This is a genomic window from Flavobacterium degerlachei (assembly GCF_900106645.1).
GTDB classification, from domain to species: domain Bacteria; phylum Bacteroidota; class Bacteroidia; order Flavobacteriales; family Flavobacteriaceae; genus Flavobacterium; species Flavobacterium degerlachei.
The window spans coordinates 71,730-97,304 of sequence record NZ_FNMV01000014.1 but is presented as its reverse complement, the minus strand read 5'-3'; the positions used below and the strand labels follow the sequence as shown (position 1 = coordinate 97,304).

Below are 25,575 nucleotides of genomic sequence, written 5' to 3'. Positions count from 1 at the left end.
GTTTATAATAAATTAGCTTCGTTAACGATATTTCCTAAAATCGATTTTTCCTCATATTCTGCATATTCTTTAGTAGCCAAGAATTTATGACTAGATCCATATACATAAATGGGAATAGTAGGCATTAAAACAGAAAGTACTCCATCACTATTTTCATAAATAACTGAGCTGCTCAAAATCTAATCCTTTGCTATCAATACTGAAGACTTTACTTGGCCAAGACATATTGCAAGGGTAGCTATATTTGTAATCGCATTCATTGGTGAAAAAATCACCTTGTAAACCAATATATTTCCAAAATTCAAATAGGTGATTTATGGTGTAGTTATTCATAGAATTGTATTTTTAATAGAAGGAGTAATAGTCAAAACTTAATGCTAACTATTACTCCACTTCATAAGATTTATAATGTAGAAGCTGCTATAAATGCTGCTGAATCTTCATAAAATCGATATTCCTTTATTTTTTCATCCTCTATGATACAGAGCTGAACCCATGTACTATTGAAAAGCTTACCAGTGGCCTTGATTTCATGGGAAAAAGTGCCATTAGCCATTACTAGATTGTCTCCAGCAGATGATATATGTTTCAGAGTGAAATCTTTTGTATTGAACAAAGAGGTGATGTTATTCAAAAATTGTTTGGCCCCATCTTTTGTTCTATAAATGCCGTGCAATTGTTCTTTTGGACGTTCTTCTTCTTTGACACTAACGATATAACAATCTGAATGAAATGAGTTTATAACTTGTTCCATATTCCCATTTTGAAATGAGTTGAAGTAATCTTGCACCACTTCCACATTCTGCTTTTTTGTTAGAGGCTGTCCAATAATTAAGGCTTGCATAGCTTTTTTCAACTTAATATTTTCCTGTTGATTTGTGATGACCAAGCCACTCTTGTCAAAATTTTGATCAAAACTGCCTAATGAATATTGTTCCACAAAAAGACCTCCCCATTGTAATACTAGTTTTTCTAAAATTTGAAGATGAGTTTTACCACCTGTTGGGCCGGGAGAAGTACTCAAAAGCAAAACAGGTTTTCCATCAATGAATTTTTGATTGATTCTGGAAAGCCAATCAATTGTGTTTTTTAGAAATGCTGATGGAAGTCCATTGTGTTCAGGTGAAGCTATTATAAACGCATCAGCTTCAGTGAACAATTGAAAGAGCTTCTTTATTGGTTTTGGAATTCCATTTTGTTCAATATCTTGGCTGTAAATAGGGACATCGAATCTTTTTAAATCGATAAACTCAATATTTTGATTAGGGTATTTTCTAATTATCGATTGAACCAGTTTTTCATTAATTGAATTTGGATTATTACTTCCTGTAAATGCTATTATTTTTTTCATTTGTACAATTATTTTAATTTAATAGTACAAACTTAGTCCAGAGGGAAAGTTTAAATCTTAATGTACCTTAAGAAAGGTTTGTTAATACTTTTTTTCTAAGTGAACTCAAAAATTCAGGAGTTATTCCTAAGTAGGAAGCTACCATATATTGAGGAACACGCTGTTCTATATCTCTATAATTTGAGCGAAATTCAATGTAACGTTCCTCTGCCGTTTTACTCATAGTATTAATAGTTCGTTCCTGTAATGAAACATAGGCTTTTTCAAATTTGAATCTAAAAAAACGTTCTATTGCAGGCACACTATTATACAACTCATTTAATTTGTTTTTATGAATTTGGAGCACCTTGCAATTCTCAACAGCTTGAATAAATTGCTTTGCCGGAGTATTAGTTAGGTAGCTGTATAAATCGTTAATCCACCAATCTTCTATTCCGAATTGAATGACATGTTCTTTTGCCTCTCCATCCATATAATAACTTCTGATACAGCCTTCCGAAATAAATCTCATATGCGATGAATGATCGCCCACGAATAAAAGAATTTCTTTCTTTTTTAATTCCACGATAGTAAAACATCCACCAACTATTTCCGCTTCATCGTCTGTAAGTGTTATACTTTTTCTAAAATGCACTATGAGTTTATCAATTGGAGTCATTTCTTTCTCAACTATATTTTAATGTGTTACAACTTGCATATACCAGCCATAAAGTGGCTACAATCCATCCAAATTAGGTCAGCATTGTGCCATAAATGGTTTTTTATTAGGCTATATCAAACTTACAAAATCATTTCTATTATCCTTTACGGTTTGCCGCATTATCAGAAAAAAAATAAAATCTAAATTAAAAAAAATACCTCACAGCATTTTTTCCTACATAGTATTATTCCAGTCTTCAAATCCCAAATCTTAAACACAGTATTTTTTAAACTGCCCCCAGTTCCGTTCAATACAGGTTTCATTGTTCTTATTACTCACGCAAAGAAACTCTTGCTGCTACCAGCTGGCTTTTCTACCAATCTTCAAATTCAAATAATACATCTTTTTCTCTACCATCTTCTGTTCTATATTTTGGAGGTTGTGAAATTAAATCGAAAATCTTGATAAGTTTGAAATCAATAATTATAAGGTCATTATAAATATTGTGGATCATTCTATAATCTGTAAAAAAATGATTTGTTGAATTCTCCCAATTTTTTCCGAAATTTGATTTCCAATTATAAAAAAGCATTGCCTGTTCTTGATTTGAAAGTTGTGCTCGTAGAATTCTCAGATATTTTCTTTTTTCGTTGTAACTTATAAAATTTTCATTCTGTTCTGCAACAAATTTCACAGTTTGGTATAAATGCCTATAGTAATGTGCCAAATATGAAGAATGACCCTGTCCTAATAGAAAGTTTAGATTTATTGCTTTTTTAAAACCTATATGTTTTTCAATTATTGATTTTAATTGTATTAAGTCAGTTGATTTATGCTCATCATTAATATCAATTATAATATTTATAAATTTACTATATTCTTCTTCATCTGGTTTTTTTGAGGTAATCTTTTCATCAAAGCGTAATCCGTGAAAAAATAAGCCATATGCAATATTTATAAGTGAGTCTGGTTTTGATTTTATGTTATATGTTTTTTTAGCAATGAAATAAAGTATTTTTATTTCTTCTAGTAAATATTTAAAAACTTCTCTTCCATTTATTTTAATAACATTAATATGTTTTTCTTTATCAATATAGTAAGAAGTTGTGAGGTTTATCGAGATCTCGCTAACATTTTCTTTATGTAATTTTACCATCTCGTAAAATTGGTTCTCAAATCGCTCTATTTTCCAAATTCTTTCTTGCTCTTTTCTTTCTTCAATTTGTTTCTCAAAAGTTGTAGCAAACTGTTCTCTTTGTTCTTTTGCCTCCTCTTCCTGTTTTCTAAATGTCTTATTAAATTGAATTCTTTGCTCAAGGTTTGCCTTATATTGAATATAAAAAGCTAGAAATGTTAGAATTGCAGCGGCGAGTGCAATGAATGGACCCGCAATTCCATTTATAGTATCTCCAATTGCTCCAGTTAATTTATAATCAATAAATGATATACTTTCTCTTGTCAATAACCAAGGCAAGATTACAATTGAAATAAATCCAATTATCAAGATAATGTTAAGTCCAAATTTTAAATAAATCTTTTCTTTTGGCTCAAGATGGTTCCAAATTTCTTTAATTACTTTGTACATTTAAGTTTTTATTTTGCTCTTTTTTTTGTAAGCTAGGCGGATATTTCATTAATGAGTTTTATTTATGGTGCTAGTAGTCCAATATAATCCTGCAATTAAGGCAATTTGTATCATGAAGTTTATTATGTAATTCCAAATCCAACTTCCAAAAAGCATATCAGGTATGATTTTGTCAAATAACCAATAATTAAACCACGATGTAAAAAACATCACTATACCAAAGATTATTAAAGTTGCTATAAGTTTTAAAAATGGTGTTGTTTTATCTGTTAAAAGTAAAATAGGAATTAAAAGAAGAGTTACTAATATATAAATTCCAGATGTTGATAACAAAAACCAAACATCATTTCTTGGGGGCATTTTTGCAGTGTTCGTTACATTAGAATTACTTTCGTTGTTTGTAGATCTCATGTACTTTATAAACGACAAAGAATGGTCAACTAAATTTTTTCTATTAAATGTTTCTTTTTGTAATGAGATAAGTTCCAATCTCGTTAGCTTAGCTAGCGTTGTATCTTTAAGTAAAACAGATATTGATTTCAGTTGCTCAAGTTGCCTTTCTTTGTTGTAGTAATGAGAAAATCCAGTTATGTTGTCTATTAATAGAATTGAAAAGATAAACAAAACAATGACAGTTGCTCTTGTAGAAAGTCTTTTGTTGCTATCCGTTATAAAGCCTAATATATTTTCTGAAAAACTCATTTTGTTATTTTAATTATATTCCGTTTTTTGGTATGCTTGCTGCCAAAGTCAGTTCATCTAAAAACCTCTGGACGAACTTTATTTTATTAATTAGAATGTAAATATATGGGATTAAAACTACAGTTATTTTTCTTTTTACAACTACCTCTTTTTCCGTTCAATACAGGTTTCATTGTTCTTATTACTCACGCAACGAACTCTTGCTGTTAGCTATAGTACACATTACCAATCTTCATACAGAAAACTTGCAATCTCTTTTGTTATTGAATGCTTTAGCTTAGCTATATATTCTAAACTAATACCTGGCAAAATCACTTCCAATGCATTCAGTCTTAAATTATGGCTGACAAGTTTCTCAAAATTTTCAAATTTATCTGTCACAGTTATAGAAATAGATTGCTTTGTGCTTGAATCAATAGCAGATAAACCATTTTCGCTAATATGTAAATCTTCTAAAGTTAGAATTAAAGCGTTTGGCAAATCTGAAGATTCGTTGATTTCTTTATTGCCAGTAATAGGAATAAAAACCCAAAGAGATTTACTTGAATTTTTCATTATCCCAGTTGTATAGGGTCTTGCTGAACAAATTAGAATTTTTCTATTCCCATCATCTAAAATGAATAGACCATTTACTAAATGCTCACATTGTTGTAAAAGCATTTTATGCTGATTTTCTTTTTCGTGAATTGTTGAAACTTCAAGAAACAAAGAGTTAATCATATTTAGATTGTGCTTCAAGGCATTTATAAGTATAATACCCATCAGAACTCCAGCTTCTCTATGTGCAAAACTATTTCTCCATTCTTTGGCTTCTAACCATTGTTGATGCAAATCTTTTGAACAATATTTTTCCAGACGTTTAAGTTTAGAATGTAAACTTTCAAATCCTTCTTTTTTCTTAAGTCCTACAACTTCAAGTTTTAGTGTAACGCTTGCTTCAAATATCCGAGTCGATTTTGAAAATGCTTCATCCAATAAAGGATAATGAAAATAACTATAAAACAGAAGCCTTTCAACAAGTTTATAATCTTCAACAATTTTTTCTGGCACTAAACAATGAAATTTTCCTTTCAACACAAATTTCTCGATAAAATCTGTATCTGATATCACACCAAAACTTTTCCAAATATTATCAGGTTGAAGATAATTCATCTTTTGCATAGCAGTTAACATCAGTTCATCTAAAAACCTCCAGACGAATTTTATTTTATTAATTAGAAAGTAAATATATGCGATTTAAACCACAATTATTTTTCTTTTTAAAACTACCTCCGGTTCCGTTCAACGCAGGTTTCATCGTTGGCTTTGCAAGCCCAACGAACCCTTAGCTGTTGGCAGTAGTTTTTATTTAGAATATCATTCAAAACCAATTTTAAGTATTTGGAAGAAGTTGAATGATTGGTCTGAGTTATAAATATAATCTATTAAGCTTTTATTCAAAAAATTCATATATCTCTAATTTACCAATTTGATTTTTAAAAGTGAGTGTGTTTTTATTAAAAGAGAAATCAGCTGTCGTGGTATAATTTGTGATTTTTCCTGTTTTTCTATCTGTCCATTTCTTTATTTCAATTATCTTTTTTAAATGTTTGGCTGTATCATATTCGTATGTACATTGTTTTTCAGAATTAGTGAAAGGATCTATTTCATTATATTCCATTAACTTTCCGTCGGCATAATTATAGGTTTTTGAGCCAATAGTTTTAACAGGAACACTATTATAATAGGTCTTAATTTCTTTTGTCAATAGTTTATTTTCATAAACATATTCAATTTTCATACGTTCTTTTTCATTTTCATACTTAGAAGATTCTACAAGGTTGTTATTATTATCATATTTATAAGTTATAAAATTTTTATTCTGATCTCTGTTCATAGGCACATAAGGTCCTTTATCATATGCCCAAATTAAGTTGTTTTTATTATCATAAACTGCCGAATCCTTTACTTTACTGTTTTGAACAACTTTTCCTTTATAATTTTCTTCGCCATTATCCCTAATTGCAATTAAATTATTGTTATTGTCATAGGAGTAACTTGTATAGTATCGACTTAAAATATCATTAGTCAAATATTCTACTTTGACAAGATGATTATTATTGTACAAGTAATGCTTTTTCTCAGTATTGTTCGTGTTAATTTCAATAATTTTGTCTTTATCATATTTTATATTTACTTGCTTAATTTCATTAATCGGCCTATAATCGCCGGTTTCTTTCCGCTCAGAGATATAAGAGACAACACGATTCTTTTTGTCTAAAGTAGCTTTGTAAGTATTCTTTTTACTTACATCATCAAATACAGCTAGAGCAATGCTTTCTTCACCTCTTTTTTGACTTTCTTCTATGAGGAGGGCATTATCTGTCTTATTCCTTTTCACTATTTCAGCATCAGATATGGTGGTTAAGGTTTTCTCAACTAAAACATTGTTTTTATAAGCGTAAAGAGTTGTTGTTTTCGAAGAAATTCCAGAATTTGTTTCTTTGATGATATTGCCATTTAAATCATATTCAGTAACGGTCTCATCAATGATTGATTTTTTTAAATTTTTATTATATGATTTTGCATAGTCGTTTTTTTGATTTTCTGGATGAATAACTTCAGGACGAATTATTGTTGGTTCAGGATCTTTAAATTGTCCAAAACTTGTTATATATTGAAAAAAGACAGTGAAAAATAATGTTGTCTTAAGAGTCATTTTTTTATAAAATTTATTGTTATTATTTATAATAAAGGGTTTCGTTTATAAAATTCTCTAGGAAAATATTCTTCGATAATCGAGATCGGTTAAATAGTTATATTTAGATATAATTCAACTATTCGATTAAAAAAATATTCCCATTTTAGCTTTGTTTGTAATATTAATTCTTTCGTATTAAGATGTTGAATTCCCACTTTTTCAGTAAAATTACTGCCAACGTCAGTTCGTCTAAAAACCTTCAAACGAACTTCATTTTTATTAAGTAGAAAGTAAATATACAGGATTTAAACTACAATTATTTCTCTTTTTAAAACTACCTCCAGTTCCTTTCAACACAGGTTCCTATGTTAGTACTGCGCACACAACGAAACTCTAGCTGTTGGCAGTAGTTATTAGTATTCTAAAACTTCCATTTTACCTTTATTTTGGTATATTACTATATTGAAATCAATAAAATATGCTGTGTCAAAATCCCTTTTCAATTTTTCTTTCACTTTTCCAATCACTAAATCATAAATTATTAAATCGCAGTTTCTTACAATACATAATAATATTTCTGTAATATAATGAGTATTTAGATTAGCAAATTCCCAATATCTAAAATTGGTTTTAAATATTTTTAAAGGTTTTTTATTGTTTGTGACTGAATATTCGCAAATTGAAAAATAATCATTATGAGATTCGTCTCTTTCGTAAAGAAGTACAGTGAATTTATCTCCGCTAGAATTAAAGGCAAGATTATGAAAAGCACCATCAAAATCCAAATCATCTAAATCATACATTAAATTCAGATTATTTGAATTATCAAACTCAAATATTTTTACTCCTTGAGCCCCATAATTTGCGTGAGTGCATATAAAAGCAAATTGATTAGGTTTATTTGTTTTAGTTACACATTCAATATATTCAAATTCACACCAATCTTTTTCAGAATACAAACTTTCATCTAATAAATCAACTTTTATTATTTCTTCATTGAATTTTGAGAATATAGAAATTGGTTTGTAACTAAATTGAACATGATTTGATATTGAATTTAAGATACTTTCATTATGTCTTACTAAAACAATTTCTTCTTTTTCCTCTGAAATATGTTTTTGATAAACAATTGTACCTTTTAAATTAAACTCATAATAGTTAATCCCGTAATTATTTATGTAATTTACAATTATTAATTCCTCTCCTTCATTTTCAATTATTGTGAAGTAACTAATTTTATTACTATAGGAATTATATGTTAATTTTAAATTTATTTCTTGTAAAAGATTTAGATTAATATCATATAGAGATAAAAGATACAAATTATCTAAAGAATTTAAAATTAATATCTTTTTGTTTCCTTTATCGAAATGGATGTGGTGTATTTCCTTTTTTTTATAATCATCACCATCGCTCATATTTTGGGCTATTACCATTTGTTTTTCAAAGTTTTGGTTAAATGATAATTCAGTTACAATCTTTTTTCCTTCTGATTTTTGTGAAAAATCATATTTTTTAATAAGTATATCTTTTTTGTTTGGATTACCATTATTTTTTATAATATAAATGATGGCATTTATAATAATTATAGGTACTATGATAGTAAAATAGATATTCATTCCTTTTTTTTAATGATGTTTTTAAAATTTATTCTCATTTTTACTGTATACCTTTAGTTAAAGGAATCAATTTGGTGTGAAATGAGGAATTACTGCCACCTTGTATATAGGTCTGATAAAAGAAGACCAATCCACCCTGTTTGGGGTGGATTGGTCTGACAGCAATCAGACTTTATTAGCAATCAAATATATTGCTTTATTTCTTACAAATCATCAAGTGAGCTTTTTATTTGTCGCATACTTTTCGTACTTACGTGGGTCTGAATTTCTGTAGTTTTACTGCTGCTATGCCCTAATAATTCTAGTATATATTTAAGATCGGTACCGCTTTCTAGTAAATGATGTATCAACCAATGCAAAGTAGCCAGTTTTGTAATTTGTGCCACCATAAAACAAAAAAAGACACCTCATCAGCATCTTTTCACCCCTTCCTCCTACTCCTCCAACTATCATTTTTATCATAATCCCTCTTGAAGTCATAGATCTTCCCTCTTATATATGCTCCCAGTGGGACAATCACAATCACTATTAGTATCTCATACCATTCCATACCTCTAATATAGAAGGTATAAGATTTCCTCTTTTATGTTGAAGTCAATTACTCCTTTTTTGACAACTAATAATCCCGAATTGACAAGTGCTCCGTTTAGTTATAAAATAGAAAAAGATGCTTCTCAGCATCTACATTTCAATATTCTTCACCAATCTTGTTTGCCGTTAATTACTTAAAGACGGTTTCAAAGTTATCATTTAACTCGCCATATGTTTCTTCTATTAATTTAAAAAACTCTGACAATTTCATCCCTTTATAGAAACATATAGTAGTAAGTGTAGATACCGGTATCTTATATCCGTCTACTTCTTTTATTTTTCTAACAATTCCTTCATGTATACCATGAGATTTTCCAAAAGACCTATTAGATACATCATCACTCATCCACTTCTCGCATATAAAATTACAAACATACCTGTCTATAAGAAAAACCTTTACAGGCTTCTTATCTTTAGATTTGTTACTTTGTGAGTTATCATTAGTCATTAGAGCAAAAGAATATAATATCTACGGTTATTTTGCACACGATAGTGCGCAATTCGAATATTTGTTTTATATTTGTTTTTGAATTTATATATTTGCGTTTCTTCATTTAAAATATTTGAAGCATTCGCTTAGAATCTCGTATCAGAAAACTGGTAATTTATAGGAACGAGAAGATAAGTAAGATGCTCACGTCCCATGGCGTGGGCTCACTTATTGTTCCCCGGTATACCAGTACCTCTGATACGATAAGCTGAGTTCCATGCCATTTTTTATGCCAATTATTTAGGCAAAACTCAACTTCTATTCTTAGCACTGCCTCTTCTTATTAGTCTCGCAATACCATTAATTATTGAATTAGTTGGGAAAGGCACTACCTGCGTTTGGCTGCAACAAACAGCGGTAGTACGCTTTTCTTAAATAACCTTTAAAACCAATTGCCTATGCTATAAAAAACACAATCTCATGTCGGAAATAGTCACTTTTCGACACCAAGATTTAAACTTTAAATCAAAAAAAAAGGCCCTCTAACTCTTCTTGGCGGACGAATAGAGGACCATCGCTAACAAAACTAACGTTTCAATTAACTAACCCAATATTATGAAAAAAAATTCATTTTACAAGGGTGGATCGGCATTTTGGTACCTGATTATTATCGGGTTCTCACTATCCTATACCCCTACTCTAGCAAACAAGCTACTGAGGCAAAACCACTCCTTACCGCAACAAACACAAATAAGCGGTACCATTACAGATGGACTCAACCCCTTAACTGGTGTTACTATTTCCATAAAAGGAAAAGCAAAATCAACCGCTATTACAGATTTCAATGGCCAATACACCATAGAAGCGGCACCTAGTGATACTTTAGTGGTCACATTCATAGGATTCAAAACGGCAATAATCCCCATAGGTGGGCGAAAAACAATCAACATCCGGTTGCAAGAGGACATTACCTCCCTGCAAGAAGTCCGTGTCAACGCAGGCTACTATTCCGTAAAAGAAAGCGAACGCACGGGTAGTATCTCCAAAATAACATCCAAAAACATCGAAATCCAGCCCGTTACCAATGTCCTTGCAGCCATGCAGGGTCGTATGGCCGGGGTAAGCATCACCCAAACTACGGGTGTCCCAGGAGGAGGATTTGAGGTAAAAATCCGTGGGCAGAATAGCCTTCGCCCAGGGGCTAATGCGCCTTTGTATGTGATTGACGGGGTACCCTATTCCTCCGACCCCATAGGATACAATCAAACTTCGACCATATTCCCCACTGTTACAAGCCCACTGAACAGCATTAACCCCGATAACATTGAAAGCATTGAGGTGCTAAAAGATGCCGATGCCACTTCCATTTACGGCTCAAGAGGTGCCAATGGTGTTGTCTTGGTAACTACCAAAAAAGGAAAAGCGGGTAAAACAAAATTTAGCGTTATTGCATCGACCGGAAGTGGTCAAGTCACCAGTTTTATGAAACTAATGAACACCCAACAGTATCTGTCCATGCGAGCAAAAGCATTTATCAATGATGGGCTAACCGAATATCAGGCATGGGATTATGATACCAACGGGACTTGGGATCAAAACCGCTATACCAATTGGCAAGAAGAACTCATAGGAGGTACTGCCGAAATTTCAAAACTACAAGGTACCGTTTCAGGAGGATCGGAAACGACTCAATTCCTTTTCAGCGGAAATTACCATACCGAGTCAACGGTGTTTCCTGGGGATTTTCTATACAAACTGGGTGGGGCTCAATTTAGCCTGAACCACCGCTCCGAGGATACTAAATTCAAAATGACATTCTCGGCCAATTATAACGCCCAAGATAATGATCAACCCGCATTTGACTTCACCTACGATGCTCGTGCCCTTCCTCCCAATGCCCCGGCTTTATACGATGACGCTGGTAATCTCAACTGGGAAAATGGCACTTGGGACAATCCATTACGGAATCTTGCAGCCAAATTCGAATCCAAAACCAACGATTTGCTTGCCAATACCGTACTGTCTTATGAAATAGCCCCGGCATTGGTTATCAAAAGCAGTTTTGGCTATACAGACCTGCGCCACACCGAAAGCCGTATTTCTCCCTCGACTATGTACAATCCTTCCTATGGCATTGGCAGTGCCTATTCAGGTATATACCTGAACAACACTAGTCGCAGTTCTTGGATTGTCGAGCCACAAATCAACTGGGAAAAGGAATTAGGCAAAGGCAAACTCAATATGCTGTTCGGTGGGACATTCCAAAATCAGGGTACTAGCCGTCTTTTTCAATCTGGTACAGGATTTAGTTCGAACAGCCTAATTTATGATTTGGCATCGGCCGCCAACGTGCGGGTAAAGCTGAGCGATGAAACTTTATACAAGTATCAGGCTTTTTTTACGAGGATTAATTACAATTGGCAAGAACGTTACATCCTGAATCTTACCGGAAGACGGGACGGATCCAGCCGTTTTGGTCCAGGCAACCAATTTGCCTATTTTGGGGCAGTGGGTGCAGCTTGGTTATTTTCCAATGAAACCTTTCTTAAAAATAATTCTTGGTTTAGTTTTGGTAAACTTCGTGCCAGCTACGGAACTACAGGCAATGATCAGATTGGTGACTATCAATTTTTGGATACCTATTCCTCATCGGGCACTCCTTATGATGGCGTTATTGGGCTACAGCCAACACGTCTTTTCAATCCTGATTTTGGTTGGGAAACCAATAAAAAAATGGAAGTGGCTATGGAAGCGGGCTTCTTGCACGATAACCTTTTTCTAACGGCCGCTTGGTATCGCAATAGATCTTCCAATCAATTGGTAGGCGTTCCGCTAGCGGGCACAACAGGATTTTCGGTATTGCAATCCAATTTGGATGCTACTGTCGAAAATACGGGATTCGAATTTACGTTGCGCACCCTCAATTTTAGCACTAAAAACTTCAACTGGTCAACGAGCCTGAATTTGACGATAGATCGTAACAAACTGCTACGTTTTCCAGGATTGGAAGCATCATCTTATAAAGAGCAATACCGCATCAACCAACCGCTGAATATTCAGTTGCTTTATAAGTACACGGGTCTTGATCCGCAAACAGGCGTGTACCAGTTTGAAGACGTTAACAACGATGGAAAAATAGCATTTCCTGATGACAGACAAACCGTCGTTGATCTCAATCCGGAATATTTTGGAGGACTCCAAAACCAGTTGGGTTATAAGCGTTGGAAACTCGACTTTTTGTTTCAATTCGTAAAACAAAAAAACCGCAATTATCCAACGGGTTTTGCGGGTCAAATGTCCAATCAGCCTGTAAAAATGTTGAACAGTTGGCAACAGCCAGGAGATAATGGACCGTATCAGATCTATACCATCGGATACAACGATGCTGCCGTTACAGCCGACTACTTATACAGTGAAAGTGATGCCGCTATTAGCGACGCTTCTTTTATTCGACTCAAAAATATTGCATTGTCCTATGACCTTCCGCTGAATGTAAAAAACACCCAATGCAAGATTATGCTGCAAAGTCAAAACCTGCTGACTTTTACCAAGTATGAAGATGGTGATCCTGAATTTACCAATTATGGATACTTACCCCCATTGAAAGTCATTACTGCTGGAATTCAACTAACCTTTTAATTGTACAAAAATGAAAACGATATCAATTCAAACCATTTTCACCTCCCGCCCCCTACTGCTAACCTTGTTTTTAGGTTTGGCAATGGGCATTAATTCCTGTGATTCTTTCGTGGAAGTGGATCTTCCTAAGGCACAACTGACTAGCGTTACCGTTTTTCAGGATGTCGCCACTGCAAATGCTGCCCTATCAGACATCTACTCGAATATTAGAGACAAGGGACTCTTGACAGGTACTGCCTACGGCATTTCGAACCAACTGGGGAACTATGCAGATGAACTTACCTCTTACGGTGCTCCTGGCGATCCAGCATTGGATTTCCATAAAAATTCACTATTGCCGTCCAATACGGCTGTAGCTTCATTTTGGAACACAACCTACAATCAAATATATGCGACAAATGCAATAATTGAAGGGGTTCAGGCATCAACTGCACTTACTGCCAACGATAAAAAACATTTGGAGGGAGAAGCCCTTTTTATACGGGCATTGCTCCATTTCTATCTGGGGAATCTATTTGGGGACATTCCCTACATCACAACTACCGATTACAAAAGTAATGGTGTTGTAAGCAGAATGCCAACCGATGAAGTCTATAAGCATATTATAGCCGATTTAGAAGCCTCGACAAGCCTACTGCCTGAAGAATATACCAATCCTGATCGAATACGCCCCAATAAATATGTTCCAAAAGCTTTATTGGCAAGAACCTTTTTGTATCAGGGAAAATGGGCTGAGGCTGCGAATGCCGCTTCCGCTGTGTTAAACAATACCGGACTCTATGTTTGGGAAGAGGATTTAGACAATGTCTTTTTGAAAGAGAGCACAGAAACCATTTGGCAATTAATGCCTGCAGCATCAGGAAAAAACACAGACGAGGCAGCCACCTTTATCTTCTTTTCAGGACCACCGCCTTTGGTTGCCTTGAGCGAGGATCTTGTCAATTCCTTTGAATCCAATGACCTGCGCAAAACCCATTGGATCGCCAGTGTGACGGACGGAACGGCAACTTGGTACCACGCCTATAAGTACAAGCAATTCAATTTTACCGCTTCCTCACAAGAGTATTCCATTGTGCTTCGTCTTGCAGAACAATACCTCATCAGGGCAGAAGCACGGGCGCAACAGGGCGATCTTATCGGTGCAAAAGAAGACCTGAATAAAATCAGACAACGTGCTGGATTAGGCGAAACGGTTGCAGTCAGCCAACAACAAATCATTGAAGCGATTGGACAGGAAAGAAGATGGGAACTTTTTACCGAGTACGGACATCGTTTTTTTGACCTGAAACGCTCTGGCACGATCAACAATACCTTAACAGGTCTAAAACCGGGATGGAACAATACAGATATTCTTTTCCCGCTACCACAAAGTGAACTAAGTGCAAATCCAAACCTACGTCCGCAGAATCCCGGTTATTAAATAATCAACTTATTCATTTAAAAATAACTAAAGGTAAAATGTTAACGGAGTCGAATTCCCCTGTCATCCTATGTTTGTATAAACTAAGTGCAAATTCGAACCTACATCCACAAAATCCCGGATATTAATTAATCAATTTATTTAAAAACAACTAAAAGTTAAATGTTAACGGAGTCGGATTCCCCTCTTGAAATCGAAGATTCAACGACTCCAAGACAAATGTAAACTGGAGTTATAGGGGTTAGGGGTGTGTTTATTTCTCATAAATAAAAAAATCCGTTTCGTTAACTAGTTTAAAAAATTCACAGTCGCTAAAAAAATCACCAAGTTAGAGTTCATTAGACTTGACGTTGGTATTTAGGCAAGTAACTCAATTAAAAACGATGATGATACAAAAAAAATATAAAATCAATAGAGTCCAAATAAGGACTCTTGATATGTTACGCTTACAATTAATCCCATTTTTATTATTTATTTTGCCATTAGTGACCTGCCCCACATGGGGGCAGCTGGGGAAAAAAAAGCAACTCACTCCATCCGATTATCATTTATGGGGCGAATTACAATTCGATAAATTAGCAGCCGATGGCAAATGGGCCAGTTATAGAATGGGGTATCAAAGCGGTGAAGACACCTTGTTTGTCAGGAATACGGAATCACTGAAAACCTATGCTTTTCCAGCAGCAAACAATACCGCTTTCTCTGGCAATAAATGGTTTGCCTGTCAGATAGATCAAGAATTGAGATTATTAAATCTAATAACCGGAAAACTGGAAACCATCGCTGATGTTTCCCAATACGCTTTTTCCGCTGATGCAAGTAAACTGGTACTGCTTAAAAAACCAAACACGGGAGAAAGCACTTTAGTGATCAGACAACCCGAGGGCAATGTAATTGAAAAAATTAACGGGGTATCTTATTTTAAAATAAGTCCCACTGCAAAAGAACTGGTCTACTCGGAAAATCGAGACAACAAAAATGCAGTAGGCCTTTTGAGCCTTGGAAAAGTGTGTCGAAATACATTTATAATTAAAAATAGTGACGCTAATTTTCATGATTTTACGTGGCAGGATTCGGGAAGAGCATTTGCTTTTTTTAGTCGTTCTGCTCCTGACGCTCCTATTGATGGAATTTTTTATTACAACCTCGACAATAAAACAGTACTCTCTTTGGATCCTAAAACACAATCGGGCTTTCCAACTGATGCCAATATAGTGAACAATTCAAGCTATAGATTGTCCATTTCGGACGATTTGCAAAAGGTATTTTTTGCTATCAAATCGGATCCCACCCAACAGCAGACCAAAACGGATTCAGATGTAGAGTTGTGGAATGGCAATGCCAAATGGATTTACCCGATGCAGCAGAAATGGGGACAATTCCAAGAATATCCGCACCTTGCAGTTTGGTATCCCATGGAACATCGTTTTGAACCTATTTCAACTACCGCACTCCCAAAAGTGATACTTACCGGAAACCAGCAGTATGCCATTCTATCAAACCCTCAGGATTACGAACCTCAATTTGAATATGAAGGCCCGCGTGACTATTACATTGTTGATCTTGCAACGGGAGAGAAAAATCTTTTACTACGAAAACACTCCACTTATTCATCCGATATCCTGCCGTCTCCCTGCGGAAAATACATCACTTACTTTAAGGAAAAAAATTGGTGGGTTTATGATATAGCCACTAAAACGCACACCAATATCACCCTAAATGTAATGGAAAAGTTCGAAGGAAAAATACAAAAATTGTATGATGATTCGGCTTTTGGAAACCCAGGATGGAGTAACAATGACAACGAAATACTGATTTATGATCAATTCGATATTTGGGCCATAAAACCCGATGGTACTTCCTACAAAAGATTGACTCATGGACGAGAAAAACAAATTCAGTTCAGAATCCCTCAAACCTATAACGGTGTAGGGTTAAAAGAAAATTTTGATGGTTGGAAAAGCAACTTTATCAATCTGGAAAAAGAGTTGGTGTTAAAGGCGGAAGGAAGCGATGGACAGTCTGGATATTTCAAATGGAAAAGCGGGTATGAAGAAAAACCCATTGTTTATGGCCCTCATCACATTGACCAATTCACCTATTCCGAAAAAGAACAGAATTTCATCTATCAGGAACAGAATTTTGACCGTTCTCCACAGCTGATGTTTCAAAAAGGCACTGTTACTCCAAAGCTATTGTTTCAAAGTAATCCTCATCAAAAAAAATACAGTTGGGGGAAATCGGAGTTGATTGAATACCGTAATTCAAAAGGGATTCATTTAAAAGGAGCATTGTTCTACCCCGCGGATTATAACCCGCAAAAAAAGTATCCGATGATTGTACATATATATGAAAAACAGTCTAATGAACTTCATCACTATGTCAATCCTTCACAATTTACCGAAGACGGTTTCAATGCTACAGCTTTTACAACACAAGGGTATTTTGTTTTGTATCCCGATATTCAACTGGAAATTGGAAACCCTGGAATAGCAGCGGCAGATTGCGTAGTATCGGCAACAAAGGAAATTATTTCGCGTGGTTTGGTCAATCCTGAAAAAATCGGTCTAATAGGACATTCCTTTGGAGGCTATGAAACTTCCTTTATCATTACACAAACGGGGCTTTTTGCAGCCGCTGTAGCTGGAGCAGGCATTACGGATATCAACAGCTTCTATCTGACTGTTGGATGGGATACTGGAAAACCGGATATGTGGCGTTTCCAAAATCTACAATGGCAAATGAACAAAAGCCCTTTTGAAGATCCACAAGCCTTTAATCGTAATTCTCCGGTGGTAGGTGCCGATAAAATAACCACACCTCTACTGTTGTGGGCTGGAAAAGAAGACAGACATGTCGATTGGCATCAAAGTGTTGAATTCTATTTGGCATTACGTAGATTAAATAAAAAACATATGATGTTACTTTATCCAAACGAACGACATGCCATTATGAAACAAACCAATCAAAAAGATCTCTTTGAAAGGGTACAGCAATGGTTTAGGTATTACCTTAAGGACGAACTGCCTTCCTCATGGATTAGTCAAGGAATAAAATGATAATGGATCACATTAAAACAAAAAACAAAATGCAGTTCCGCTTTGGAACTGCATTAAATTAATATTCAGTAAAAGATTAATTTTTGAACAGCGAGAAGGTGCACAGGTCGAAGTAACAGGATAGCCAAGTAAAAAAAAAAAGCAACTCGAACCATTTCCTCATAGTTCTTATTTTGAGTTAATACACGGACATTCGTAACCATTCATCGTTTTGCCCGTTCTTTTTTTTTAAGCATTATAAAACTGTCTTTTTTTCTGGGAGAGTGGCTCTTAGATTCAACTTTACCAATCCATTAACAGAAATGTTAATACAAACAAAAATCAATCGATATAAGTTGCAACACAAAACCAATGCAGAAATCAATTTCAGTAGTATTAAAATCAATATTTGGAAAGTCAAAAAAAACTCCAAAGCCTATAACATGGGAAATTAAGACCAAAAAAACAGGTTTTAATACCTATGAAATCCATATTATCGCTTTCGTATCTCATCCTTGGTGGATTTACCCTCAAGAATCAACACGAGATGGGATATTCCCTACTGCCATAAAATTTGAAGAAAATACCTTTCTAAGTCTAATTGGTAAACCACAAGAAATTGGTGTTTTAAAAGAAGTTTATGATGAAACTTCTAAGACAAAAATTCGCTTTTACGCCTCGGCAGTCATTTTTGTACAGGAAATTATTGTCTACAGACAACCAGAATTACTAACAGCTAAAATTATTTTTACGGCCTGTACAGCCAAAGGCTGTCTAAACCCACAGGAAATGGAATTTAAAATTGAGTTAGATTAAGTATCTTCTATTTATTAATGCTTCAAAATTTTGGCGTGGTTGCCACCCAGCTTAATAAGAATAACAAATGGAAACATAAAAAAATAAGGAATTGAAAAAATTGTGCATACTAAATCAAAGAAAGGATGTTTTTTGTGTACTGAAACAAAAGACAATCGAACTAACGAAAATTTAATACCAAAACTAATTTCATCTAACTGGTTAATGTATCCATTAAAACAAAAAAACAATGCAGTCCCCTAGCGGAACTGCATTGCCTTTTGTTTGTCCCAAAAAAAAATTTACGGACGATAAAGAAGCTCTACACAATTGTTTTGGCTGTCTTTACCAAAAGCTTGTTGCCCTGTGGCTCCATTGGCGCGGCAAACTTGCCCAGGAATGTCACTACAATTTACGGGTACACTACAAGCACCTTGTGGACCATTAATGTATCCTGTACGAGGGCTAGCACTATTCGAATCACTTTGCATGGAAGTGGTCAAAAAGGCTCCTGAAATTCCCATCACTACAACTGCGAAGGGCATCATCTTTTTTAAAAATGTTGTTTTCATAATTCTAAATATTAAATTAAACTTGATCTACTATTTTCTACAGGTGTTCGATCTTTTTCCTGACACTGGCCGGTATATTTTGAGTGCATTAGGTTTTTTCCCTTTCTACACTTTTTATTTCGTTTTGAAGAATCGCATTCAATTCATAAATTACAAGTTGCGTACCTATTAAAGCATACAAATGGGTAGAAGTAACAAATAGAGATTGAAGTTCTTTATTATCAATTTTGTAAACAGGGAAGCTCATCACATATGCATTTTTTTTCAGGTCATATACATCAATAATGGAAGCTTGCTTCCAGAGTGTATTATTTTCGTAACGTCCAGGGACTTTGGAATGCACGAAAAGCAGATTATTGCAAATGGCTGTATGAGCATTGACTGTGAGAGGTGGTGCCGCCATTTTTCGTTCGGTTTTCCCTTTTAGGTAAGCTATTTTTATTTTAGCGTGCGCAACAGTATCTATTGTGTTGCCCCTATAATCAAGTGTTGCATTTTTATCAGCTACAATAAACTGGTTGCGATAAAAATAGACATACACAATCCTGTTGAGTTCCTTACTGTATTGGAGCATGCCATCGGTATCAAAAATCCCATCGATTTGTTTTTGCAAAAGTTGTGGGGCACAGTGAATTTTCGAAGGTCTTCCCGAGCTAAAAAAACCAAGAACATGCGCTCCATTTTTACTACTGTTGGATCTAAATGCTATAGTGATACTATCTATTGGTTCCGCTAGAGTAAAATTAGGACAGCCCTTTAGCTCCTTCCTTACCTTCCAGTCTGTAATATCCCCTCTAAAAATGGTCGGTACAGTACCATCCATCAAATAGAAATAGGGCGCTCTTACTAAAACTTTTGCCATCCGGAATGGGATATCTGTGCGGTCAAACGCTATTTTTAATATTTGTCGATGCTGTAAAGTGGTATCCATGGACAAGACATGCAAAGGATCAGTATAATTCCCGAGATAGACTCTGTCATTGGCATAGCCCGCAAAATAATACGAATTGAATTTTAAATCAGCCGTATGGGTTAATGCTATAGGATGATGTGGATAGCGTCTAATAAATGGGTTTTCATGGTGCATAATCTCTTCCGAGGAAACAAATAAAACAACAACAGCTCCTACACTGAATAGCAAGCTGAAAAGAATAGTTAAAAAATAAAATGACGGCTTCATTCTTCCCATAAAACTGTTGTTTTGATGGGTGCCTAACAATAGTCCCAAAACAGCAAGCAGTACAAAAAACAGATTGAATATCAGATGTTCGGTCCAACCCAGCTTCTCAAGAATACCACCACAGGAACAGGGAACAAAAGAGCTGTAATTCAATAGGATGAAAATATAAGCAGTAAACATAGTCATCAAACTTAAAGCTGAAAAAAGACCGAAAATGCGCCATTTAGGAAAAATTAGAAGTAAGCAAATAAACAGTTCAACTATCGGAACTCCCCAAGAAATCCAACCGGCAAAAGCACTTAACAGTGGAGATTGACCCAACTGAACCCGGAAGTTTTCAAAATCCAGCAATTTGCTAATAGCAGCATAGACAAACAATAAAATATAGAGCGAACAGATAAGCTCAAAAAGCACATTTTGGATTTTAGTATTCAGTCTCATAACTTCATAGATTTAAGTTCCACAAAGTAAAATTCTGAATTTCAAAATAAAAACGCTTGTCATTTTGGGAGCAAAAGGTAGCCAAAACGGATTATGATTTATGCATTAAGTAGTAGCAGAGGCGAATTCCACTCTTGAAATCGAAGATTCACATTACCATCCTCTAGTCGCCTTTATATTTTCTAATTTAAAAATAGTCAGGCTTGGTCTTTTTGTTGCTTTTTTTCATCAAGGGAAATCGAAGATTCAGAGAACACCTTTGATAATAAAATTTCAGTGAGCTAAAAAAAAACTCTCCGTCTCCCGATCGCAGTCGAGGGACAATTCACATTATTCATAATGGCAGTACACTATTTTCTAAAAATTCAATATACAATTTCCAAAACTCACTTCGCACCACTCTTCACCCCGCCCTTAAATTAAAAACGTCAAAAAAACAACGAAAAAACGATGTGGCAGCAGTCCGCGAGATGAGCCTGAAAGGCGAACGGCTCGGGCTGCGGAACAGTGTTTTGAGGTAGTTTTTAAGTTTTTAATTTTCAGGCTTGATCTTTTGTTTCTTTTGCATCAAGGCAAAAGAAAAAATTCACTGAACACCACTTATAATAAAAGTTAAGTGAGTTAAAAAAGTGAAGATTTTCTTCAAGAAAATTTAATTTTCCGGTAGAAAAGTAAAATCAGATTCATTGCGTTTCAATTCATAAGGCGAAAAACCAAATCGCTTTTTAAACGATTTAGAAAAATTGGGATAATTATTAAAACCATTCATCACTGATATATTTTTCAAAGGTATCGCAGTATGTTCAATCATAAAATAAGCTCTTTTCAATCGTTCATCATTATAAAACTGGTAAATACTGGTTTTAAAAAAATGACGAAAGCCATCTTTTAATTTATGTTCATTAGTTCCAAATTTACTTGAAAGCACTTTTAGTGATGGAAGCGGTTCTTCAAGATGGGCTAAGATATAATCATAGAGTTTCTGTATCAATAGGGCATCTGCTTTTCGGGTTTTAATTTGTCTGTCGTTTTCATTTTGGTAAACCATAGAATTATAAGAATCTTTACGAACAGGAGTAACAAGATTTAATATAATTTCCGAGCGATTGATTAATTTTCCTACACTACAAGAAACAGAAACTGGTAAATGTTCTTTAGGCATAAAATCTAATGCAATAGTTGTTGGCAATGAAACACTTTCATCAAGTACTTTTTGTAGTTCTTCCATAGATGATGAAGTTAAAATGCCAGCCAAAGACTGGCCTATCAACTCAGATTCTGAATAACCTAAAAAGGAAGTAACTTCCGGAGTAAAACTTTTGATAAAAAAAGAGACATCCAAAACAAAAGTCGTTTGGGCTATAAATTGATTTGTCTTATGAGTGTTAACGTAGCCAACATGAAAAATCGACTCTTTCATTTCTTCAGCAACCATATTAATTAAAACAACAAGAGTTTCCAATTCGTCATCATAAGAGCTTAAGGGAATACGACTATTAAAATTACCGCGTGCCATCTCAAATAGCATTTGATGCATCGTAACAATACGTTTTTGGTTATGCGGTCTTTCCATAGTAATTCTATCTTTTCTCTATGCTCGTTCTTCTTTTTTCTAGATACCCAAACCTAAATAAAACCGTTCAAATAAATCAAAGCATCTTCTTCCTTAGTAAAAATTTGTGTCGGCACAGAGGGCTTACTAATCTGTAAATAAAAATTGCTAATAGTTAAGGATACTTTTTCATGTACTATAAGACCAACGGCTTGTGTCAATATGGATCCAGATCGAGCCAAATAATCTCTTCCGGCTTTCTCAGTTGTAACAATACCTCGTATATCACACAAAACGGGATAGGCCCTTTCGTTTTGGAAATGAATTCGATCAGTCACAACACGTTGAGCAACTCTAATATCAATAGTTGTATTAGGCTTATATTTAAAAAAGAGAATACCGTCGATTATCCAAAATCGAGCATAGTCATTCTCATAAAGATCATGGGCTGCAATCATGTTCTATAAATTTAATAGGATAGTAATTTAACAAAAATATAAACATTTATAATTACAACAGTTGTTAATTTGGAATTATTTGTTGCCTTTTGGTGTTTTTGTTGTCAATTCGGGAATTTGAGTTGTCATATTGGGAGTAATAAAGAATAACATGAAAACCATTTCATTTTTTATAGTGAATTTTAGAAATCTATTTTTTCGATAACTACTAATAAATATACAAATGGCAAAAATCAAACACAACAATTTCATTGATACAGTCGATGAAGTAATCTCAGGAGCAAAAAAAGAAGGAGTGCTTCATCTTTATGCAGAGGGTAGAAATCTAACTGGAAGAACACTACAAATAGATGGGCAAAAAATGTTTCATTTTGGCACAACGGGATATCTTGGACTCGAACAAGACATCCGGTTAAAAGAGGCGGCAATAGGAGCCATACAAAATTATGGCACGCAATTTCCTCTTTCAAAATCATACATTTCACATCCACTATACTATGAATTAGAAAGTAAAATCGAACAAATGTATGGTATTCCGCCAATAATAACTAAAAACAGTACACTCGGTCATCTCGCAGTAATACCAACAGTGGTTAGGGATGAAGATGGTGTAATTCTAGACCATCAAGTGCATTGGAGTGTTCAAAATGCCTGTCAATTACTAAAGATAAGAGGCATCCCGGTAGAAATGATTCGACACAGCAATTTAGACATGCTAGAAGATAAAATCAAGTACCTTACCACACGATGCAATAAAATATGGTATATGGCAGACGGCGTATATTCCATGTTTGGCGATTTCGCACCCATATCAGATTTGATGGAACTCTGCAAAAAATACCCGCAGTTACATCTTTATTTTGATGATGTCCACGGTATGAGTTGGAGAGGGAAAAATGGTACTGGATATGTGCTGGACATTTTAAAAAATTTACCCGACAATGTTTTACTGTTCGGTACTTTGAGTAAAACATTCGGTGCCAGTGGAGCGACTTTACTATGCACCGATAACCGACTGCGCGAGAAAATAAAAAACTTTGGTGGACCACTTACTTTTTCAGCGCAACTGGAACCGGCTTCTGTGGCAGCTGCAATTGCATCGGCGGACATCCACCTTTCGCCTGAAATCACGAGCTTACAATACGATTTATCAGAAAAAATAGAATATTTCAAATCATTATTGGAAAAAACTGCCCTTCCAATGATTGATCTGAATAACTCACCAGTATTTTTCTTAGGCACCGCCATGCCTTTAACCGCCTATAAAATGGTACAACGACTCTTTAACGAAGGCTTCTATGTAAATCCCGCTATTTATCCGGCAGTCCCAATCAAAAACACGGGTATTCGAATCACCCTTTCCCGACACAATCAAAAACAAGAAATAAAAGGCTTAGTCGAAGCAATGGAATACCACTTCCCAAAAGCCTTGGAAGAATCGGGTAACAGTATAAACAAAGTAAGAAAAGCTTTTGGTATAGTCGAGACAATTCCGCAAATAGAAACCCACAAGAAGAAAAATTTTCCTTCCGATGAAATGAAAAAGTGGGTTCCTGACGACCTTAGGCAAACAATAACTTTTTCGGAAGAAAATGTCGAACTAAAAACGATCTTGGCATTACAGTATGAAACAACCATAGATAAAATAAACAAGCAAAACTGGAACGAACTTTTAGGAAAACAAAGCACTTTCGACTGGGAAGGCTTGCAATTTATGGAAAATGCGTTTAAGAATTCTGATAATCCTGAAAACAATTGGGACTTTCATTATTATGTAATAACCGATAAAAAAGGAACTCCGTTAGTTGCTACTTTCTTTACTTTCGGACTCTGGAAAGACGATATGTTGGCATCTGAATCGATCTCATTACAACTGGAAGAAAAAAGAAAACAAAATCCATTATACCTCACATCAAAAGTCTTGGGAATGGGTTCCCTATTTACCGAAGGGAATCATTGTTACATCAACAAAACACATCCGCTGGCAGAACAAGCCATAATGCTTTTACTGGAACAAGTGGAGACCCTTTACCATCATTTAAAAGCCGATATGCTCGTGCTAAGAGATTTCGAGGAAGACGAACAATTGAATAATATATTCCACAATCAAGGTTTCTTGAAAATAAACATGCCTGAAACCTGCATCATACAAAACACGAAATGGGATAGTATCGAAGAATTTTCTGCTTCGCTTTCTCCTCGTTCTAGAAAACACTTTCAAAAAGAGATCCTTCCTTTTGAACAAGCTTTTGATATTATAATCAAAGACAAACTGACAAAAGAGGAATCAGAACATGGGTATAAATTGTATCAGAATGTAAAAAACAACAATCACGCCATAAATACATTTACCTACCCAATAGAAGTATTCCAAAAAATGGAGAGTAGGCCGCAATGGGAATTTATATTGTTATATCTCAAAAATCAAGAAAAAGAAGAAATCACAAACCCATTGGTCGGAATTCTATTTTGCTATAAAAACACAGCACATACCTATGTTCCATCTCTGATAGGAATGGATTATTCTTATGCAAAAGAATTCCAACTCTACCGACAACTCCTTTTTCAGGCAATCAAACGGGCTAGATGTTTAAACTTGAATAAAATTGATTTTGGGGTATCTGCCACTTTCGAGAAAAGAAAACTGGGAGCCACGGTAATTCCAAAAGTAGCCTATATTCAAGCCCGAGATAATTTTTCCATGGAATTAATGGGTACAATTCAAAACGAAGAAAGAACGCGCTCTGGCAATTAACTCAATAGCCTGCTTTGAGCCATTATCAAAGGGTCAGTTCGAATATTTTTCATGGAATAAAATGGAATGAAAAATGTATTGAGAACCTCTTTAGTTTTTCTCTGTTTTGTCATCCCGACGAAGGAGG

At 34.7% G+C, this 25,575-nt stretch carries 18 protein-coding genes; 5 read left to right on the top strand and 13 right to left on the bottom strand.

Annotated elements, in window-relative coordinates; all coding sequences use genetic code 11:
* Nucleotides 1-2 precede the first annotated feature (2 nt).
* From BLV91_RS17050 to BLV91_RS17045, 9 genes are all read right to left on the bottom strand, one after another.
* Complete coding sequence (locus tag BLV91_RS17050; RefSeq protein WP_175514016.1) at nt 3-176, bottom strand: hypothetical protein; 174 nt, start codon at nt 174-176, stop codon at nt 3-5.
* A gap of 227 nt (nt 177-403) precedes the next feature.
* Entirely contained in the window at nt 404-1,351 is a 948-nt protein-coding gene (locus tag BLV91_RS13955) for an NAD(P)H-dependent oxidoreductase (protein WP_091434350.1), read from the bottom strand.
* Nucleotides 1,352-1,418: 67 nt separating this feature from the next.
* A complete protein-coding gene (locus BLV91_RS13950; RefSeq protein ID WP_091434349.1) occupies nt 1,419-2,009 on the bottom strand; it encodes a Crp/Fnr family transcriptional regulator in 591 nt (196 codons plus the stop codon).
* 355 nt (nt 2,010-2,364) lie between these two features.
* Nucleotides 2,365-3,576, bottom strand: a complete 1,212-nt coding sequence (locus BLV91_RS13945) for a putative phage abortive infection protein (protein WP_091434346.1) — start codon at nt 3,574-3,576, stop codon at nt 2,365-2,367.
* 48 nt (nt 3,577-3,624) lie between these two features.
* Nucleotides 3,625-4,278, bottom strand: coding sequence for a hypothetical protein (locus BLV91_RS13940; protein WP_091434344.1), 654 nt, complete (start codon nt 4,276-4,278; stop codon nt 3,625-3,627).
* Nucleotides 4,279-4,500: 222 nt separating this feature from the next.
* Complete coding sequence (locus BLV91_RS13935) at nt 4,501-5,430, bottom strand: hypothetical protein (RefSeq protein WP_139262344.1); 930 nt, start codon at nt 5,428-5,430, stop codon at nt 4,501-4,503.
* Nucleotides 5,431-5,710: 280 nt separating this feature from the next.
* The gene (locus tag BLV91_RS13930) at nt 5,711-6,976 is read right to left on the bottom strand and encodes a hypothetical protein (protein WP_091434340.1); all 1,266 of its coding nucleotides are present in this window, start codon (nt 6,974-6,976) and stop codon (nt 5,711-5,713) included.
* 395 nt (nt 6,977-7,371) lie between these two features.
* On the bottom strand, nt 7,372-8,577 hold the full coding sequence (locus BLV91_RS13925; protein WP_091434338.1) for a hypothetical protein: 1,206 nt from the start codon (nt 8,575-8,577) through the stop codon (nt 7,372-7,374).
* A 721-nt stretch (nt 8,578-9,298) separates the two neighbouring features.
* Entirely contained in the window at nt 9,299-9,514 is a 216-nt protein-coding gene (locus BLV91_RS17045) for a transcriptional regulator (protein ID WP_175514015.1), read from the bottom strand.
* 699 nt (nt 9,515-10,213) lie between these two features.
* Here BLV91_RS17045 and BLV91_RS13910 point away from each other — a divergent pair.
* The 4 genes from BLV91_RS13910 to BLV91_RS13895 all read left to right on the top strand — a co-directional run bounded on the left by BLV91_RS13910 (nt 10,214) and on the right by BLV91_RS13895 (nt 18,511).
* The gene (locus BLV91_RS13910; protein WP_091434334.1) at nt 10,214-13,237 is read left to right on the top strand and encodes a SusC/RagA family TonB-linked outer membrane protein; all 3,024 of its coding nucleotides are present in this window, start codon (nt 10,214-10,216) and stop codon (nt 13,235-13,237) included.
* A 10-nt stretch (nt 13,238-13,247) separates the two neighbouring features.
* Complete coding sequence (locus BLV91_RS13905) at nt 13,248-14,657, top strand: RagB/SusD family nutrient uptake outer membrane protein (protein WP_091434333.1); 1,410 nt, start codon at nt 13,248-13,250, stop codon at nt 14,655-14,657.
* A gap of 383 nt (nt 14,658-15,040) precedes the next feature.
* Nucleotides 15,041-17,716: a S9 family peptidase gene (locus tag BLV91_RS13900; protein WP_091434331.1), complete on the top strand. Its 2,676-nt coding sequence runs from the start codon at nt 15,041-15,043 to the stop codon at nt 17,714-17,716.
* Between the two features lie 351 nt (nt 17,717-18,067).
* Nucleotides 18,068-18,511 carry a hypothetical protein gene (locus BLV91_RS13895; protein WP_091434329.1) on the top strand — a complete coding sequence of 148 codons (444 nt, stop codon included), beginning with the start codon at nt 18,068-18,070 and terminating at the stop codon, nt 18,509-18,511.
* 281 nt (nt 18,512-18,792) lie between these two features.
* On the opposite strand, the gene BLV91_RS13890 is transcribed toward BLV91_RS13895, so the two are convergent.
* The 4 genes from BLV91_RS13890 to BLV91_RS13875 form a co-directional block, all read right to left on the bottom strand.
* Nucleotides 18,793-19,062, bottom strand: a complete 270-nt coding sequence (locus tag BLV91_RS13890; RefSeq protein ID WP_091434327.1) for a DUF6520 family protein — start codon at nt 19,060-19,062, stop codon at nt 18,793-18,795.
* Between the two features lie 88 nt (nt 19,063-19,150).
* Nucleotides 19,151-20,683, bottom strand: a complete 1,533-nt coding sequence (locus tag BLV91_RS13885) for a MauE/DoxX family redox-associated membrane protein (RefSeq protein WP_091434326.1) — start codon at nt 20,681-20,683, stop codon at nt 19,151-19,153.
* A 652-nt stretch (nt 20,684-21,335) separates the two neighbouring features.
* Nucleotides 21,336-22,256: a helix-turn-helix domain-containing protein gene (locus BLV91_RS13880; RefSeq protein WP_091434324.1), complete on the bottom strand. Its 921-nt coding sequence runs from the start codon at nt 22,254-22,256 to the stop codon at nt 21,336-21,338.
* Between the two features lie 53 nt (nt 22,257-22,309).
* Nucleotides 22,310-22,693: a DUF7793 family protein gene (locus BLV91_RS13875; protein WP_091434323.1), complete on the bottom strand. Its 384-nt coding sequence runs from the start codon at nt 22,691-22,693 to the stop codon at nt 22,310-22,312.
* A 223-nt stretch (nt 22,694-22,916) separates the two neighbouring features.
* Here BLV91_RS13875 and BLV91_RS13870 point away from each other — a divergent pair, with 223 nt between their 5' ends.
* Nucleotides 22,917-25,448, top strand: a complete 2,532-nt coding sequence (locus BLV91_RS13870) for an aminotransferase class I/II-fold pyridoxal phosphate-dependent enzyme (protein WP_091434322.1) — start codon at nt 22,917-22,919, stop codon at nt 25,446-25,448.
* The last annotated feature ends 127 nt before the right edge of the window (nt 25,449-25,575 follow it).